At 69.4% G+C, this 16824-nt stretch carries 14 protein-coding genes and 1 pseudogene; 7 read left to right on the top strand and 8 right to left on the bottom strand.

The annotated features are described in order from the left end of the window. A pseudogene (locus LzC2_RS14915) lies at nucleotides 1–398 on the top strand (hypothetical protein); the annotation flags it as partial. Between the two features lie 93 nt (nucleotides 399–491). Here the strand turns inward: LzC2_RS14915 and LzC2_RS14910 are convergent. The 5 genes from LzC2_RS14910 to LzC2_RS14890 all read right to left on the bottom strand — a co-directional run bounded on the left by LzC2_RS14910 (nucleotide 492) and on the right by LzC2_RS14890 (nucleotide 6646). Further along, nucleotides 492–2048, bottom strand: a complete 1557-nt coding sequence (locus LzC2_RS14910) for a DUF6798 domain-containing protein (RefSeq protein ID WP_171188395.1) — start codon at nucleotides 2046–2048, stop codon at nucleotides 492–494. Nucleotides 2049–2091: 43 nt separating this feature from the next. Further along, entirely contained in the window at nucleotides 2092–2538 is a 447-nt protein-coding gene (locus LzC2_RS14905; protein WP_185168676.1) for a hypothetical protein, read from the bottom strand. A 230-nt stretch (nucleotides 2539–2768) separates the two neighbouring features. Further along, nucleotides 2769–3722, bottom strand: coding sequence for a S1C family serine protease (locus tag LzC2_RS14900; RefSeq protein WP_171188393.1), 954 nt, complete (start codon nucleotides 3720–3722; stop codon nucleotides 2769–2771). Between the two features lie 146 nt (nucleotides 3723–3868). Beyond that, on the bottom strand, nucleotides 3869–4945 hold the full coding sequence (locus LzC2_RS14895; protein ID WP_206678734.1) for a cation diffusion facilitator family transporter: 1077 nt from the start codon (nucleotides 4943–4945) through the stop codon (nucleotides 3869–3871). Nucleotides 4946–5755: 810 nt separating this feature from the next. Continuing rightward, nucleotides 5756–6646 (bottom strand): hypothetical protein, encoded by an 891-nt coding sequence (locus LzC2_RS14890; protein WP_171188391.1) that lies wholly within the window; start codon nucleotides 6644–6646, stop codon nucleotides 5756–5758. A 217-nt stretch (nucleotides 6647–6863) separates the two neighbouring features. On the opposite strand from LzC2_RS14890, the gene LzC2_RS14885 reads away from it, so the two are divergent. The 3 genes from LzC2_RS14885 (at nucleotide 6864) to LzC2_RS14875 (ending at nucleotide 8391) form a co-directional block, all read left to right on the top strand. Continuing rightward, a complete protein-coding gene (locus LzC2_RS14885; RefSeq protein WP_171188389.1) occupies nucleotides 6864–7076 on the top strand; it encodes a hypothetical protein in 213 nt (70 codons plus the stop codon). A gap of 108 nt (nucleotides 7077–7184) precedes the next feature. After that, entirely contained in the window at nucleotides 7185–8060 is an 876-nt protein-coding gene (locus LzC2_RS14880; RefSeq protein WP_171188387.1) for an efflux RND transporter periplasmic adaptor subunit, read from the top strand. A gap of 124 nt (nucleotides 8061–8184) precedes the next feature. Next, the gene (locus LzC2_RS14875; protein ID WP_171188385.1) at nucleotides 8185–8391 is read left to right on the top strand and encodes a hypothetical protein; all 207 of its coding nucleotides are present in this window, start codon (nucleotides 8185–8187) and stop codon (nucleotides 8389–8391) included. Nucleotides 8392–8454: 63 nt separating this feature from the next. Here LzC2_RS14875 and LzC2_RS14870 read toward each other — a convergent pair whose 3' ends face one another. Then, complete coding sequence (locus LzC2_RS14870) at nucleotides 8455–8919, bottom strand: YHS domain-containing protein (protein ID WP_171188383.1); 465 nt, start codon at nucleotides 8917–8919, stop codon at nucleotides 8455–8457. A gap of 188 nt (nucleotides 8920–9107) precedes the next feature. Here LzC2_RS14870 and LzC2_RS14865 point away from each other — a divergent pair, with 188 nt between their 5' ends. Then, on the top strand, nucleotides 9108–10280 hold the full coding sequence (locus LzC2_RS14865; protein WP_171188381.1) for a hypothetical protein: 1173 nt from the start codon (nucleotides 9108–9110) through the stop codon (nucleotides 10278–10280). Between the two features lie 148 nt (nucleotides 10281–10428). Further along, the gene (locus LzC2_RS14860) at nucleotides 10429–12762 is read left to right on the top strand and encodes a protein kinase domain-containing protein (protein ID WP_171188380.1); all 2334 of its coding nucleotides are present in this window, start codon (nucleotides 10429–10431) and stop codon (nucleotides 12760–12762) included. 239 nt (nucleotides 12763–13001) lie between these two features. Here the strand turns inward: LzC2_RS14860 and LzC2_RS14855 are convergent, their stop codons facing one another. Next, nucleotides 13002–13907 (bottom strand): AlbA family DNA-binding domain-containing protein, encoded by a 906-nt coding sequence (locus LzC2_RS14855; RefSeq protein ID WP_171188378.1) that lies wholly within the window; start codon nucleotides 13905–13907, stop codon nucleotides 13002–13004. A gap of 217 nt (nucleotides 13908–14124) precedes the next feature. Between LzC2_RS14855 and LzC2_RS14850 the strand changes: the two genes are divergently transcribed. Further along, a complete protein-coding gene (locus tag LzC2_RS14850) occupies nucleotides 14125–15204 on the top strand; it encodes an IS110 family RNA-guided transposase (protein WP_171188376.1) in 1080 nt (359 codons plus the stop codon). A 607-nt stretch (nucleotides 15205–15811) separates the two neighbouring features. Here the strand turns inward: LzC2_RS14850 and LzC2_RS14845 are convergent. Beyond that, nucleotides 15812–16570 carry a hypothetical protein gene (locus LzC2_RS14845; protein ID WP_171188374.1) on the bottom strand — a complete coding sequence of 253 codons (759 nt, stop codon included), beginning with the start codon at nucleotides 16568–16570 and terminating at the stop codon, nucleotides 15812–15814. Nucleotides 16571–16824: the final 254 nt, after the last annotated feature.

Genomic DNA, 16824 nt, shown 5'->3' with positions numbered 1-16824 from the left:
CCGGCGGCCTGCTGCTCGCCCCGGCCCCCAACGGCACGGACGAGGCCCAGGCCCGCCCGCAGCACCTCAAATTCTTCGGACAGAAGTACGAAGAGACGCTCGGCAAAGAAACGATCAATAAAGGTCGCTGCGATATTTGTCATGAGAAGACCGAACCCAAGAATAAAAAGCTCCGCAACCCCTACGGCGCCGAGCTGGCCAAGCTGGTCGGCGAGAACGAAAAGGACCAGGAGAAGTTCAACGCCGCCATGGCCAAGGTCGCGGAGATGAAGAGCTGCGATACCTCCAAGACCTACGGCGACCAGATTAAAGACGGCAAGCTGCCGAACGACGGGTGCCCGCCGGTCACCGAGGAGAAGACCGCGCCGCTGCTCCCGATCCCGGACGCCGCCAACTGACGCCGTCTGAGACGCGAGTCGAAGAGTAAACGCTGATCGCGGCCGTCCCCGGACACGGGGGCGGCCGTTTTTGATTTCTGCCGGAACGATTCTCTATTCGGCGGGGGCGGACCGCAATCGATAAAGCCGCCACGCGCCGGCGACGTGCGTCGGGGCGGCGTCGATCGGGCCGAGGGCCATCGTGAGCAGATAGTCCGCCTCCGTCGCGACGCCCAGTTCCGCCAGTTCCGCTTGGTCGTAGCCGATCGCGGCGTCGTCCCCGTACCGCACGCCCGCCCAGGTTCGCAGGATGCGCAGCCGGCGGTTCCATTCGAGGATCCCGGCGGCGTCCTGCGGGCAGTCTTTAAAACAGACGTATTCCGCTCTTTTGGCGTACCACTTAAAGGCGTGATTGCGGGTCGGCGTGACGACCTCCGCATCCGCCGGCAGGGAGGCGTCGATCCATGCGCACATCGTTCGCCAATCGGCGGCCTCCTCGTCCGTCAGCCCGGCCGGGTCGCGGTCGTAGAACGGAATCCACAGGGCGAGGACGAACAGCCCGACCCCCGCGACGCCGACGCCGAGAGCTCGCGGGGCGCTCCGCGCGAACCGCGCGGCCACGCCCGCGACCGCCAGCGACGCCGCCAGCGGGACCAACACGTCCGCGAGCCGAAACGGATAAAACTTCAACAAAAACGCACGGAAATAGGGGGCCGTCGCTTCGTGCGGTTCGCCGGTTCGCAGCCCGATTAAAACGCCGACGTACGCCACGATCAGGCTGCCGAGCACGGTCAGGGCGAGCGTCGATTCGGCCGCAGCCGCTTTTTCAGAAGAGCGGGCGCCCCAGCGACGCAGCACGGCCCAGACGAAGGTGAGATGCAGGAACCCGATCCACGCGGGGGTGCGGAACGTCATCGGGTCGAGATGGTGCGGCAGCCGTAAATAGACCTGTAGAAAGTTCGCCCGGCCGATATCCACGCCCGGCGCCGCCTCCAACGCATCGAGGGCGAACCAGAGCCCCGGGGCGGCGCACAGCAGAAAGCCGACGGCGGCGAGCGTCGTGGTTCCCCAGCCTGGACGCCCGATCGGTTCGTTCCGCCGCAGGCGTCGCACGGCCAGCACGACCGCGGCGAACGCCCCGCAGCCGACGCCCCACACGCCGACGACGGGGTGAAACGACACCGCGACGCCCGCCGCCGCGGCGCCGAGCGCCCAGCGGCGATCGACGGCCCACGCGAAGGCGATCAGCAGGGCGCCGTAGGAAAAGACCTTCCCCTCGGCTCCTCCGACGAGCCACTCGCCGGAGAGGTTCCCGGCCGCCGCCGCCGCGAGGAAGGCCGCGCCGCTGATCGGCGCCGCCCACGCCGTGCCGAGCGTCCGCCGGGCCGTCATCGTCCACCCGCAGGCCAGCAGCGCCAGTCCTAAGACGCGTCCGAACAATGCCGCGGTCGCGAGGTCGAATCGCTCCGCGACGGGGCCGCACAGCAACCCGAAGACCCCATGCGGGTCGGACGAATCGAGGAAGAAATCGCCGGGGCAATACGTCGGATCGACCAGATGCAGCGCCTTGCCGAGGTATTGCGGCTCGTTCACGCCCGGGATCGGGCTTTGCACGAGCGAGTAGGCGATCAGCGTCCCGAACAGCAGGGTTCCCGCGGCGGCGGACTGCATCGCGACCGGCTTGTTCGGGGTGGCACGCCTCAGGACGAACGAATCAGCTCGATTTCTTCTTGCCGCGAGCGGCTTTCTTGCCCGTGCTCTTTTTGGCGGCGGAGGCTTTTACGGCGCCTTTGGCAGCTTTCTTCGGGGACGCCTTTTCGACCGCGGCCTTCGCGGCGGCGGTTTTCTTGCCGGCGCCCTTTTTGGCGGCGGCTTGTTTGACGGACGCGGCCGCCTTCTTGGGGGCGGCCTTTTTGGGAGAGGCTTTCTTCGCCGGAGCCTTGCTGGCAGCGGCTTTCTTGGCCGGGGTCTTCTTCGCCGCAGCCGTCGCGGCCGGCGCCTTCTTCTTCGCCGGCGACTTCTTCGCGGAGGGCTTCTTGGCGGCCGACTTTTTAGAACTCGACTTCTTGGCGGAGGAGGAGCCGTCCCCGTCGCCAAAGATGCGGTCCCACCCGTCCCGCAACTTGTCGTTGGAACCGGTGCGGACGATCGGGCCGCTCATATTGAAGCGCTGCGGGAGACGGTGGGGAACGCGGGCGAGGAGGCGCGTGGCCGACTGCGGGCCGTCGCGTTCGCCGAATGAAGAACGGCGATTCTTGAAGCGGCGCCGCTCACCGTCAACCGCACAGCCCTGTTTCACGGGGCGATCGAGCGCCGCCGCGCCGGTTTGCCGTCGCCGTCGCGCGTTTCGGTTCGTTCGCCGGCCGACCGTGCGATCGGCGGGCGACTCGTTTACTCCTCCGCAGCCGGCGGCGGGTTGGGGTCGCGGCGGGTCGGCGCTTCCAGGTAGCGATATCCGCTGTTGGCGTTGTTGCGGTCGTAGGCGAACGCCTCCCATTCATCCAGAAACGTTTTGACGAACGTCACCGGGATCGCGAAGCCCAGCCCTTCGCCGAACGTCAGTTTCATGTTGGTGACGCCGACGACCTCCCCACGGGCGTTGAACAGCGGCCCGCCGCTGTTGCCGGGGTTAATCTGGGCGGTGGTCTGAATATAAGTCAGTCCCTCGAAGTTGCGGTGACGGTTCGAGACGATCCCCTGACTGACGCTGCGTTCCAGCCCCAGCGGGTTGCCGATCGCGAAGACCGTGTCTCCCTCGCGGTAGTCCGCTTCCTCGCTGAGGAACACCGGTTTGAAGGTCACGCCCTCCTGTTTCGGGATGCGGACCAGCGCCAGGTCGAGGAACGGGTTCAAGGCGACCAGTTCCACGTCCCGCACCCGCCGGCGCCGCAGCGTATTGCCCTCTTTGATATACAGCGTCGCGGCGAGGCGGGTCTCCTTCTCGACGACATGATAGTTCGTCACCGCGAGGCCGTCCTCGTTGATGATGAACCCGCTGCCCAGCCCGCCGGGGGTCTGAATCAAGACGACGCCTTCGCCGTATTTGTCCGCGAGCTGCTTGACGCTCCCGCCGGGCAGGTCGGCGGTCTTATAGACGCCTTTGTCGTTCACGTCCCGTCCGGCGTCGGCCTCGGATTCGGCCCGCCGGGACAGCACGCGGTCCTTGGGGATGCGGACCACGTCCACGCCCAGATCGACGTACAACGCGTCGCCGTCCTCTTTCAGGATCTCCCCGGTCACGCTCTGGCCGCCGCGCAGTTCCAGCACGTCGGCTTGCGCCGGCGCCGCGGACAGAAGCGGGAGGGCGGCGGCGAACGCAGCGGCGTAAAGCGACGAACGGGGCATCGGCGAGGCGGACAGTTCGGGGCGGGGGACGATCAGTGTAGGTCTCCGGGAGACGGCGCACAGCCGAGGGCGAAGCGCGGACGGTCGAACCGAGCGTCCCGGACGCTTCAAGCGTCCGGGACGCGGCGAACGTTCAATCGGACCGTTCAATGGTCCCCCTCGTAATACGGCTCGACGTGCACGACGACCTCCCGCACGCTCGGCCAGGCCATCTGCACGGCGGCTCGCACGTGTTGGGCGGTGCGGTGGGCTTCGCAGACCGTTTCTTCCGGGTTCACCTCCACGTCGATATCTACGTGGGCGTCCGGGCCGGCGTGTTGAATGCGGACCTTTTCCACTTCCAGCACGCCCTCCACCGAGGCCGCCGCGTCCCGCACCAGTTCGAACCGCTCGTCGTCCGGCACGCGATCGACCAGTTGATGCAGGTTCTCCCAGACCGCCGCCAGCCCCAAGGCGATCATCAGCGAGGCCAGCGCCGCGGCGCCGGCGCGGTCGATCAATCCGCCCCACTCCGGCGCCGTGGAGGCCGCCGCCAATCCGATCGCCGCCACCAAGCTGGTGAATGCGTCGATTCGATAATGATACGCCTCCGCGACCAGCGCCGAACTATGCTCCCGGCGCCCCACGCTTTTCACCACGCGGCCGGTGATTTCTAACAAGACGGCGGCCGCCAGCGGCACCGCGGCCGCCCACAGCGGCAGGATCAATGCGACGTCTTCGCTCACCGCGTCCCACGCCGCCCGGCCGCCCAGCGCGGCGCCCAGCAGCACGATCAACACGCCCAGCTGCAGCCCGGCGAGCGGTTCGAACCGACCGTGACCGAAGGGGTGATCGTCGTCCGGCGGGCGCTCCGCATATTTGACCGCGGCCAGCAGCGCCAAACTGGCGGCGACGTCCGCGAGACTCGCCACGGCGTCCACCAACAGCACCTCCGCCCCGCAGGCGACGTAGGCGGCGAACTCCGCGACGATCACCACCAACCGCACGCCGACGCCCACGGCCCCGGCGAAGATCAGCCGCCGCGTCCGATTGCGACGAGCAGCGCGGACCGCCGCCGGATCGTCCGGCCGCACCGGCTCGGGAAACTCCGACCGCACCGGCCGCGGCACCGGCGTTGCGGGCGTCGACGGATCGATCGGCGGCGGATCGAGCGGCGGCGGATTCGCGGGCGAGGTCACGGAGGGGAGACTACGAGCGAGCGGCGGGTTCGGCAGAGTACTCAATCGATCGGCGGCGGTCGTGACGCCTCGTTCTGCGCAGCGGCGAACCCGGCCGGGGAGCAGTCGCTCCGCGGTCGGGCCGCTCGGTCAGGTTGTCGACTCAGGTACTTCACTGCACGCTCAACGTTCGCCGCCCCGCCCGGTCAAGACCGAGGCCCGGCTGGTGTTCGCCGGGGTTGGGAGTGGAGAAGGTGTAATACGGGCATCCGGCGCTCGCCGGGCCGCGGGGTCGAACCGCCCGCGGTGCCCGGGGCCGGGCGAAGCGAGTTCTTCATGGGAACCGGCTTCGCTGGCTCTCCCGGACCACCGCGCGACGGGGTCGGCGTCCTGCCTGCGGACGGGGGGCGGATCGCGTCGATTGGCTGCGCAAGCCGACCGGCGCGGGGACGAGGTCCGCGGCGTCCGTCACCCACGTCGGCCGCGTCGCTCGTCCCGCGAGGACGCCGACGGCCGCCCGCATCGATGCGGGCGGGAACGTCGGTCCCTCACCTATTGCGGGATCGGGACCTATTTTGTCCGAACCGCTGATCGTGCCATGACTTCGGCGTACGAACTGTTGCCGTGTGCCATGCTCTCACGCCGTAGCGGTAGCGGAGGCGGGTGAGCATGGAGGGCGACGCGGTCCCGCCCATCGAGGTCGGGCGTCACCCCGCATGCTCACCCCGCGGCGGACGGATACGAAGAGCAGCCCCCCGCGGGCCCCGCCGCGGTGAGAGCATGGCGCCCGGCGGGGGCGAAGCCGTCGCCGCGATCCAGTTCCAGGCGGGCGGTCATGGAATACGCCTCCCGTTGGCCGGCCTCCCATTGCAGCGGCTAGAACTGGGCCTGCAGGGTGAGCAGCCCGCGGTCGGGGCCGTCGCCGCGGGAGGCGTCGAGGGTGTATTTCGTGCCGAGGATCGGGCCGATCTCGCAGGCGGCGTCGGCGACGGCGAGGGCGTCGCCGCTCATCGTCCAGTTGGAGAACGCCCACCGACCGGTCGTCGTATCCGGAGCCTTCGACCCGGGGTGCGAGACGAGGCCGACGCTCCCGCGGAGCCGTTCGGCGGGCAGATCGCCGCGGGTGAACCGGGCGCTGGACGAGCCACGCGTAACCTTCACGCTCAGCCGTCCGCCCTCCACCGTCGCCGTGATCGTGATCGGCCCTTTCGCCGACGGCGGGAACGCGGCGCCGGAGATCTTTATCGGCTCCGCATCGAGCGGCTGTTCCAGATCCCGCAGGAACGCCCGGCCTTCGGCCGTCACGCCGCAGAAGTAGCCGGCGCCCGGCCCGGTCGCGTGATGCACGATCGCGGCGCCGCGGGGTTCGAGGTTCGGCTCGGCGCCGATCAGCAGCCCGGCGGCGCTGTCTCGGGCGAACCCCCCGACGAGTCCGATCGGCGAGTCCCCGTCGCCCGTCGCCGGTTCGATCTGCACGGACGCCGTGAACGATCCCGGGCCCGCCAGTCGCACGCCGGTATGTACGACGGTTCGCAGCGGCTTGTTCGGCCCGGCTTCCACGCACTCCAACCGCCCGCCGCGAACCCGCCAGTCCTGCAACCGATTCGCCCGCAGGTTCGGCCCGGCCCACATCCGATCCGCGGCGCCCGCCCAATCCAGGTCGACCGAAGGAACCGCTTCCCCCGCTTGGCCGTCGCCGACAGGCGGCGCGCCCCCCAGCGGTGTCCCGACGGCAAGAGCGGACGCGAGCAGCAGGGCGGCGGGCATTGAGCGGCCTTCAAAGCGACGCGGGGTGATCCCGTCAGCTTGGTCCGCTCGGGGTCGCCCCCGCAACCGGCGTCGGGCCGAACCTCCCTCCGCTGCTCCCGGGATCTCCCCCGCTGGAGACAGGGAACTCCTCTTGAAGATTGTGCTAAGATTTCGTGAAGATGGGGGTCGATGTCGCCATCGACCGTCGATCGCTCCCGTTATTGAGAACCCGCCCATGTTTCGCCTCCTGAGCGCCGCCCTCCTCGCCGGGTCGCTGCTGGTGTGCGGCTCGGTGGTCCGCGGGACGGCGATGTGCGATTGGGACGCGGCCGTGGAGACGCGGGCCTGTGCGCATTGCGGCGGCACGGTGGTGTTCGACCCGTCGACGAATCGCTCGTCGCACTGCGGCCCCTGTGAGACGCGCCCCGTCGCCCTCGCCGTTCGATAGGTCGGTCGGCGGAAGGAAGAGAGCGGAACTGCGGACGGACGGTGGCACGGGCCGCCGCGGCGGAGGATCGTGCGGCGGTCCCGTGCCTCCCGGCCCCCTCGCTTCGCCATGCCCGCTGCGCTGTTCGCCCTGCTGCTCGCCGGAGCGCCGCCGTCGGGAACCGTGACGATCGAGGCGGCCTTCCTGCGGGTCGATCAGAAAGCGGACGTCCCCGCGGAGACCGCCGGCGTGCTCTCAAAACTCGCCGTGCCGGAATTAGGCGTGGTGAAGCAGGGCGACGTCGTCGCGACGTTGGACGATGCCGCCGCCCGCATCGCCCGCGACGCGGCCGCCGGTCAGTTGGCGCTCACCCGCCGGCAGGCGGAGGAGGACAGCGCCCGGGCCTACGCCGAAACGGCGGTCGAGTTCGCCCGGGAGGCGTTGAGCCGCATCGAAGCGATCCGCGAGCGCAACCCGGCGTCGGCTTCGCTGGACGAGGTAGATAACCGCCGGCGGAGTCTCGCCGAGGCCGAGGCGGCGCTCGCCCAGAAGACGCTGGACAAGGAGGTCAAAACGCTGGAGGTCGCCGCGGAGAAGCTGGACCTCGAACTGGCGGAGCACACGCTGGCCCGGCATCAACTAACGTCGCCGCTGGCCGGCGTGGTCGAGGAGCATCTCCGCCAGCCCGGCGAGTGGGTCGAACCGGGAACCCCCGTGGTGCGGGTGCTGCGGTTGGACGTACTGCGAGCCGAGGGCTTCGCCGACTACGACGCCGTCCGCGATCGTCTGAACGCCCCCGCCGCGGTGATTTATACGGTCCCGGGCGCCCCGCCCGAACAAAAGCCGATCCGCCGCGAGGGCCGGGTGACGTATATCGGCAGCGAAGTCGTCCCCAGCACCGGCGAGGTGCGCGTCCGCGCGACGATCGACAACGCGGGATTAGAACTCCGGCCCGGGTTGAAGGTGCGGTTGGAGATCGGGGATAATAAAATTCGACTCCGCTAACCCTGTCGGCCGGTGCATCGGACCTATGGACGAGAACGTCGTATTGGCCGTGATCGCGACTGCGATCGCTTTGTCCGCGTACTTGGCCACGGTTCGCCATCGGTGTTTTGACCGCGGGAGCTTCATGCAGGCCGCCGCACTGTTGTGGGCGGACGTCCCGCTCGTGATCTCCGTGGGGTGCTTGGTAATCAGCTATTCGATTCAGCGTTACGCGCGGCTCGACTGTGCGATTGGTTTTAACGTCGGGCTGGGGTTCTTCGCCTTCGCTCTCTGTGCATTGATCGTCATGCACGTGGTTCAGTGGGTCCTGACGATCAAAAAGATCTTGTGAGCGGAGCCTGCGGGACGATCAGCCGCTGACTCCGACGGGAATCGAGCCATTCGTCCCGTCACCTCACCGCGCATAGCGCCCGGGCGCCGCGCGGAAGGTATTCCAGTTCGTGACGTTCAGGAACAGATAGAACCGGCCGGCGTGCCGACGCAGGACGGCGCCCTCGGCGAGCACGCCGTCGTTCAGATAGGCGACCGGGTCGATGCCGCACCACGCCGGGGCATACGTCTCCGGGGCGGCGAGGAACTGCGTGCGGGCCTGGTCCGAGGCGAAGAAGTAGGTCCGGCCGGCGTGCACCGCGCTGTAGTACGGCGCGGCCGGCTCGAACCGGCGCTCCGCCAGCGAGACCACGCACAGCGTGCCCAACGCGGAGATCGGCGGGGCGTCCGCGGCGGCGATCTCCGCGGGGACGAAGTCCGCCGTCGCCGGATCCAGCAGCGCCGCGTTCTCCTCGTGTCGGGGCAGGCCGGACGCCGGGTCGGCCGGCAGCAGGGCGCAGAGTAGGACGGCCGGCAGCGAGACGGGCACGGGCACGGTCCGAACGGGGGAATAGCGGGGGAACCGCGGCCGACCCCGGTCCGGGGACGCCGCGTACATGAGCGGACATCGACCGCGAGGCCGCGATTTCTTCACTCCGCCCTCAGATTCGCCGCGGACCGTGCGACCGGACGGCCGATACCTCTCGCACAGGCCCCGTCCTCGTGCCCCGCGTCGTCATGTTCCGTCCTCCCGTCCTGCGATTCGCCGTTGCGTTGGCCGTTTGCGCGGCGACCGGTCTGGCGGGGGCGGGCGAACCGTCCGGGGTCGCGAAAACCGCCGGCCGCCAAGCCGCGGAGGATCTGCCGCCAGGACGATTCCGCACGGCGCTGCTGGCCGAGCTGGACATTCTCGACGCCCGCCGTCCCGGCGCCGCGCTCGCTCCCCGGCGGGGCCAGGCGGAAGAGATCATCGTTCTGCCGCCCGAGGCCGAGCCGGAACCGGAGCCTCTGCCGATGCTGACCGCCGCGCCGACGAAGGCCCCGACGATGGCGCCGGCGATGGCGCCGGAGTCCGTCGAGCAAACGTCCGTCGAACAGCCGGCGAGCCTCGAACCGCAACCGACGCCGACCGTTCAAACCGCGGCGGTCGCCCCGTCCGGGTGGGTCGATCCGTTCACCGATCAGAGCGACGCCGAAGCGGATCGTCTAGCTCGCGAAGCCGCCGCCCTCCGCGCCGCGACCGAGCGGGCCGACGCCGTGCGGGCCGCCGCAGCACGCCTGAAGCAAGAACGTCTTGAGGCCGAGCAGGCGACGGCGGAACGGCTCGAACGGCAGCGTCTTGAACGCGACCGAATGGAACGCGCACGCTTGGAGCGGGAAGCGCTGGCGGCGAAGCAAGCCGAAGCAGCCCGCCGGGACGCGGCGCGACTGGAGGCGGCGCGCAAGGAGGCCGAGCGGGTCGAGGCCGAGCGACTTGAAACAATCCGCAAGGAGGCCGAGCGGGTCGCCGCGGTCCGTCGTGAGACGCAGCGTCGGGCGGCGGAGACGAAATCGGTCGAGGTGCACACGCGGAACTACGGCCGGTTCTGTCCCGTCGCTCTGCGGGATGAGCAGCGGCTGACCCCGGCGGTCGCGGAAATCTCCACCTCTTACGACGGCCACGTCTGGCGATTCGCCACGCCGGCGGCGCGGGCGGCGTTCGTCAAAAACCCGAGCCGCTATCGGCCTGCCGTCGGGGGGAAGGATGTGGTGTTGATGAGGGCCGAGGGCTTCCGCGTCGCCGGTCGGCCGGAGCTGTCCGCCGTGTTCGGAAACGAGCTGTATCTGTTCGCTTCCGTGAAAACGCGGGCCGCGTTCCTCAAGAACCCCCGCCGGTTCGTACCGGCGAACCCGGCCGCCGACGGAACCTGATCGCGGCGCCGATCGGGGAGTCTGCGGGAGTGGGGCGATCTCCGAATTGCGGACGATTCGGTCCCCACGCGGCAAGCGATGCGAACGTACGACCGGCGGGCGGTCTACACTGCGCCTCCCCTTGGCTCCGCCGCCCCGCTTGCTTCCGATGTCCACCGACACTGCGTCTGCTGAAACCGCGTCCGCCGGGACCGCGCCCGCCGGCACGGCCGACGCGACCGCCCGCACCTTCATTCCGAATCGGTGGAACGCCCGGGGATTGTTGACCGGTCTGCGGGCGACGGGCCGCAGCGGTCCGCTGGACGCCGCGACCGCCGCCGACGGCAGCGACGTCGACAGCAGCGGCGACACCGCCGACCCGAACGGTCGCACGGTGCAGTTGACGCCGACGACCGACGGGGGCTTCACCCACCTCACCGGGGCGAAGCTGGCCGCCGGCCCGCCGCTGCCGACCCGCACGCTGCGTGACGAGCCGACCGCGGACTACCAGCCCGGGGACGTCATCGGCGAAGGCGGGAGCGGCGTGGTTCGCGAGGCGATCCAGACGGCGATGGGCCGCACCGTCGCGGTGAAGACCCTCAAACCGGGTCGTCCGGACGCGCGCGACCGGTTCCTCGCGGAGGCCCGCGTCGTCGCCGGGCTGGACCATCCGAACATCCTGCCGGTCTACGAGCTGGCCGCCGACGAGAGCGGAGAGCCGTTCCTGGTGATGAAGCGGATCGTCGGCACGCCCTGGAGCGATTCCATTCGCTCCATGAGCCGGGAGGAGAACCTGCGGATTCTCTCCGCCGTCGCGGACGCCGTCGCCTTCGCCCATTCGCGGGGCGTCGTTCATCGGGATATTAAACCGGAGAACGTGCTGCTGGGGGCGTTCGGCGAGGTGTTATTGAACGACTGGGGTCTGGCGCTGACCGAAGAGGACCGCGCCGACGCCCGCGAGGCGCAGCGGTGCGAGGCGGACCGACAGGCGGGGCAGCAGGCGGGGCGTCCGACCGGGCGCCTGTGCGGGGGCATCGACGTCACCGGGATCGCCGGCACGCCGGCTTATATGGCGCCCGAACAGGCCCGCGGGGACGCGGAGGATCTCGGCCCGGGCACCGACGTGTATTTATTGGGGGCGGTGCTGTTCGAGGTCGCCGTCGGTCGTCGTCCGCACGCCGGCGACACGTTGACGGCCTGCCTCCGCAGCGCCGCGGCGAACCGGCTCGATCTGCCGGAGGAGGAAGACCCCAACGCCGTCGCGGGCGTGCTCGATTCCTCCGACGCCTGCGGTGACGACCGCGCCGCCGCAAAAGAATCGATGAACCAAGCGGCCGGCGATGCGGAATTAGTGCGGATCGCCCGGCTCACGATGGCTGCCGACCCCGCCGACCGCCCCCCCGGCGTCGCCGCGTTCAAGGAGTTGTTAAAGGAGTACGAGTCCCACGCCGAGAGCGCCCGCCTCACCCGTCGCGGCCGGAGCCTGGCCGCCGAAGCGAACGAAACCGGCGACTACGCCGCCTTCGGTCTCGCCGGCCGTACGCTGGTGGAGGCGATCTCGCTGTGGGAGGAGAACCCCTGCGCCCAAAAGGCGCTGCGGGCGACGCGGATCGCGTTCGCGGAGCGGGCCTGCGACAACGGCGATTTCGAACTCGCCGAGGGCGTCATTAAATTAGGAAACCTGCAGGACGACCCCGTCGCGGAACGCTGCCGCGCGGCTCGCGCCGAATTAGCGAACGCCGAGGCGGAGAAATCCGCGCTCGAACAGGGCGTGCGCAAATGGAGCCGGGCGTTTCTGGCCAGCCCGGACTGCGTGTTCCTGGTCGAGATGGCCGACGGCCGGGTGACGGAGATCAACGATCAATTCACGAAGCTGCTGGGCTATGAGCCGTCCGACATCGTCGGTCGCACGGTGCACGACGCGGCCTTCTGGCCGGCCAGCCCCTGCCGGGACGCCTTCGTCCGCGGCCTCAAGGAGCGGGGCGAGTTCGACAACGCCGAGGTGAACTTTCATCACAAAAACGGCGCCCCGATCCCCGTCTTAGTCAGCGCCCGGGTCACGCAGGTCGACGGTCGGGACGTGGTGGTCACGAACGCCCGCGACATCACCGTCCGCAAGCAGCAGGAGTCCGGCCTCAAGAAGAGCGAGGACCGCCTGCGTCGCACCCAACGGCTCGCCGGGCTGGGGACGTGGGAATTGAGCGTCTCCGACGGCTCGGTCTATTGGAGCGAGGAGACGTTCCGCATCGCCGGGTTGGATCCCGGGGACGAGCCGCCGGCGTTCGACGAATACCTCGACACCGTGCATCCGGACGACCGCGCCCCGCTGCTGGCGGCGCTCGACGCCGCCGGGAAGGGCGGCGACGGCTTTGAATTAAGAGTCCGCCACCGCCGCCCCGACGGCAGCTGGAACCGCGTCCTCACCCGCGGCGAACCGATCCGAGGCGCCGACGGCGAGGTCGTCGAACTGTTCGGCAGCGTGTTGGATCTGTCGGAGAAATAAGCCCCGGCAGCCCGAGGCGCAAGCCGAGGTTCCCCTACCAACCCGAAGCGTCAGCGAGGGATGCGACCCGCAAGGCGGGCGTCGCCCCGTCCGCGTTGAGCCGTAGCGGCGGCATCCTGCCGCCGTCCGCAAGCGCAGCGAGCGGGGGGCGTCGTGATGGCCTCGCCGAGAGTCGGCGGCTGGAAGCCGCCGCTACGAAGCGCCGCGGCTCGCTCTAACGCTTCGGGTTGGTGAGCAATTTAATCGCCGTCCGGGGCGAGACGGTTCAACAACTCTCGCAGCGACCGTTCGATCTTCTCCAAGGCCTTGGCGGCTTTCTCGTTCGATTCCGTGCCGATCGACAGCGGCGGCAGCGAGTCGGAGATATTCAACCGGGCGGCGTGCTGATAGAGGTTCCCGGCGAGATCCTGATATTCGACCGACAACCCCACGTTCGTGCCGAAGCGTTCGTCGGCGTCGTGCAGGGTCGCCACGTCCATAAAGAACGGCGTCCCGGAACCGATCACCGGTACCGTCAACGGGAGATGCTTCTCGACGCTTTTAAAGTGCGGGGCGGTGTCGGAGAGGTCGATCCGCACCTGCACCGCCGGGGTCTCGCTGAGCGTCACCACGCCCAGTTGCACCGTGCCGGGGAAGCCCGGTTTGACGCGAAAGACGTGCGAGATCAACGGCTTGCCGACGCCCCGCTTCGCATAGAGCGCGTCCACGAGATATTGCCCGGCAGGCACGGTGTGGGCGCCGGCGCGGATGTAATACCGTTCGTCGTCCGCCATATGCGGGACGAGGGCGGACTCGAAGAACTCCACCGCCGCGACGCATTGGCCGGGGGCGATCGTCCCCCGGCCGTCGGCGTCGTCGATCAGGTGGACTTCATACCGCGGCGCCGGCAGGACGCGGTGCACGACCACATCGATCCAGTCCGTCAGCGGCTGCCGACCGACGAGCCGGTCGATCCCGCCGTCGGCGTTGCCGTTATCGTCCACGCCCATCACGAACAGCCCGCCGCCGGTGTTGGCGAACCCGCTGGCCGCCCGGCAGAGCTTCTTGCCGAGTTCCGTAAACCCGGTGAGGCTCGATTTAAACTCCGCCCCCGCCGACTCCCGGTCGGGAAACGCAGTCAGCGGCAGGGCGGGGAGATCGGGCATCGCGGGCGAATCGATCATAGCCCGCCTCAGACAGGTCTTGCAGCGTGCCACTGGCGTGTCGCCAGTGAGAGCGAAGCTGCTCCTCGCTCGACGCGGAGCTGCTCGCCTACGTCACTCAACACTGGCAAGATGCCAGTGAGAGTGTGGGAAGCCGGGGCTCTCGGAGGGAAACTGGGGATGTCTGACGTCCTTCGTCTCCCTTCGAAAGCCCCGACCCGTGGACCACGAACTGAAGTCTCACGCTCTGAAGTTTATCGCGCTCGACGTGCATAAGTCCCGCTCCGAAATGGCCGTGCTGTCCGCCGCCGGGAAGATCACGCAGCGCCGCCGGTTGCCCACGGCGGTTCCGCCGTTGGTCGAGGCGCTCCGGCAGGTCGCCCGGCCCCGCCGGCTGACCTTCGAGGAGGGACCGCTGGCCGACTGGCTGGCCCGGGCGCTGCGGCCCCACGTCGACGAGCTGGTCGTCTGCGACGCCCGTCGCAACCATTGGGTCGCCCGCGAGGGGGACAAGACCGACCCGGTCGACGCCGAAAAGCTGGCCCGGCTCTTCCGCGGCGGGTTCTTGAAGCCGGTCCATCAGGTCGCCGACCCGGGCCGCAGCGCTCTCAAGCAGGCGGTCGGTCTGTATCACGATCAGGTCCGCCGCCGGGTCCGGCTGGGGAACCAGCTGACCGCGATCCTCGCCCGCCACGGCCGGTTCGTCTCCGCCGCCCGGCTGGCCGATCCGGACGACTGGCGCTCGGCGCTGGAACGCCTGCCGGATCATCGCCTCCTGCGGGCGAGTCTGGAGCGGCTGCACGAAGCGCTGCTGCAGGAACGGGAGCGGGAGGTCGCCGCCGGACGGGAGCTGACCGCCGCGGCGAGGAACGTGCCGGTCGTCCGCCGCTTCGCCCAGGTTCCCGGCGTGGCCTGGATCCGCGGCGTGACCTTCTACGCCGCGATCGATACGCCGGGACGGTTCCGAAACAAAAGCGCCCTCTGGAAATACTGCGGGCTGGGTCTGCGGCAGCGGCAGAGCGGCTCCGGCCGGCCGCAGACGCACCTGTCCAAGGAGGGGAACCGCCGGCTCAAAGACCTGCTGATCGGCGCCGCCGAAACGACGCTGCGGTGCGCCGAAAACCCATTCTCCGCGTTGTTCCACATGCATCTTCAGCAAGGAGCGCCCCGTTCGCAGGCCCGCCGGATCGTCGCCCGCCAGTTGGCGTGCACGCTCTGGAGCCTGTGGAAAACCGGACAGAACTACGACCCGACCCGCGTCCGCCGCGGAGCCCGACCTGAACGGGGGACGCCCGCCTGAGGAGTTCGAACGGCCCCGATTCGCATTCGTCGGCGTGGGCGGTCGAGTTCCCCAGGGTGGCATTTGGACCGATCCCGGCCGCAGTTCGCTGCGGCTCGGGAACCGAGTCTCAACCAGTGACTGAACCGACCGCCGACCCGCGACCTCGTCGCGACGCTTTCGCGTCACGCCCAGACCTCTCACTGAACCGCCCGGCCCGGCGCTGCCGAATCGGAGCGAGTTCCCCAACAGGTGCCTGGCGACGCCGTCGTCCGTCCGCTGCCGCGAACGCCGACCGCGATCCCCCGAACCGCCCGAGAGTCTTTCCGCGAACGCCCGGCCGCTCCCTCGCCCCAGACGCCCCCGGTCCGATCGGACCTGCGCCCGAACGCCCCGCCCCCGCACAAAAACGCCCCTCCGAAAAAAGGAGCCTCACGGGCGTCGCGGGGAGGTTCCGTCCTTGACTTCGGACTTCCCACAGGTGCCACCCCGACTGGGTCAACTACCAGCGCCACCAGCCGCCCTGCAAGATAACGTGCGCACGTTATCTTGCAGGGCGGCGGAGAAACACTAGTTCGCCCTTCCCGTCAGGGCGGAGAGAAGGGGGGGCCGGCCGGACCTGCGGCGGTCAGTCCAACACGACCGGCGTGGCGTCGACCCGCGTCAGCTTCGCGGCCTCGGCGGGGGGAGCGATCACCCCGCCCACGCCGTCCGGGAAGTCCTGCCCCGCCCCGGGCGCCGGGATCATCAACCGCACCGGCAGGACGCCCAGCGAGGCGAGCGCCGCGTCGTAGTCCTCCACGATCTTCGCGTCCGCCGGTGGCGGGGCGGTCCCGATCGAATCGGCGTGTTCCTGCATCAAGTCCCGGTCGTCCGCGGTGAGGAACGTCCGCACCGATCCGTCGGCGGCGTGCTGTTCCAGCGAGACCGACCCGCTGGTGTCCTCGCCCTGAAAGATCAGCACGGGGGCGTTGAGGGTCTTCGCGAACGCCGCGGCGTCGAACGACTCCCAGTGGCCCACCCGGTGGCAGATCTGCACCCAATCGCTGCCCTCCACCTGGGCGATGGTGCCGGAGGGACCGTACATCGCCTCGTCGGTGGCCGTGACCGGCACGTCCCGCGTGACCTCGGCGCCGGCCGCTTCGCCGTACGCCTCGGAGACCGCGTCCATCGGCGCCTGGGCGAACAGCACGACCCAGGAGTACTCCCCGAAGTCCCCCACGAACGCGCTGAACGTCTCCGGCGGAACGTACGCCGCGTCGTCCTCGTCTTCGTCCTCAACGACGTCACGGCCCGTCGAGTCGTTCTGATCGGGCACGCAGCCCACGGACAGCCCTGAGGCCAGCAGTCCGGACAGCAGCAGAGCGGGGAACGTCGGCCGAGACATGGGCGCTTCTCGAAAGGGGCAGCGGAACGGCCCGCCGAGTATTCGCGGGGGGCGATCGCGTCGCAATCGAATGCGTCGATGGGTCGCCGCGTCCGGCAGTTGGTCGCCCGAAGCGCTTGGGTAGCAATCGGTTCGGACCAAATAGGTCCCGGTCCCGCATTAGGTGGGGGTCGCGCGTTCCCGCGGCCCGCCCCCTCACACCGCTGACTCAAACCGACCGGAGCGAACCCATGACCGAACCGAAACCGCCTGAT

This window comes from Alienimonas chondri (assembly GCF_013036045.1).
GTDB classification, from domain to species: Bacteria; Planctomycetota; Planctomycetia; order Planctomycetales; family Planctomycetaceae; genus Alienimonas; species Alienimonas chondri.
Note: the sequence above shows the minus strand (reverse complement) of the source record. Positions and strands in the feature narration are given on the sequence as shown.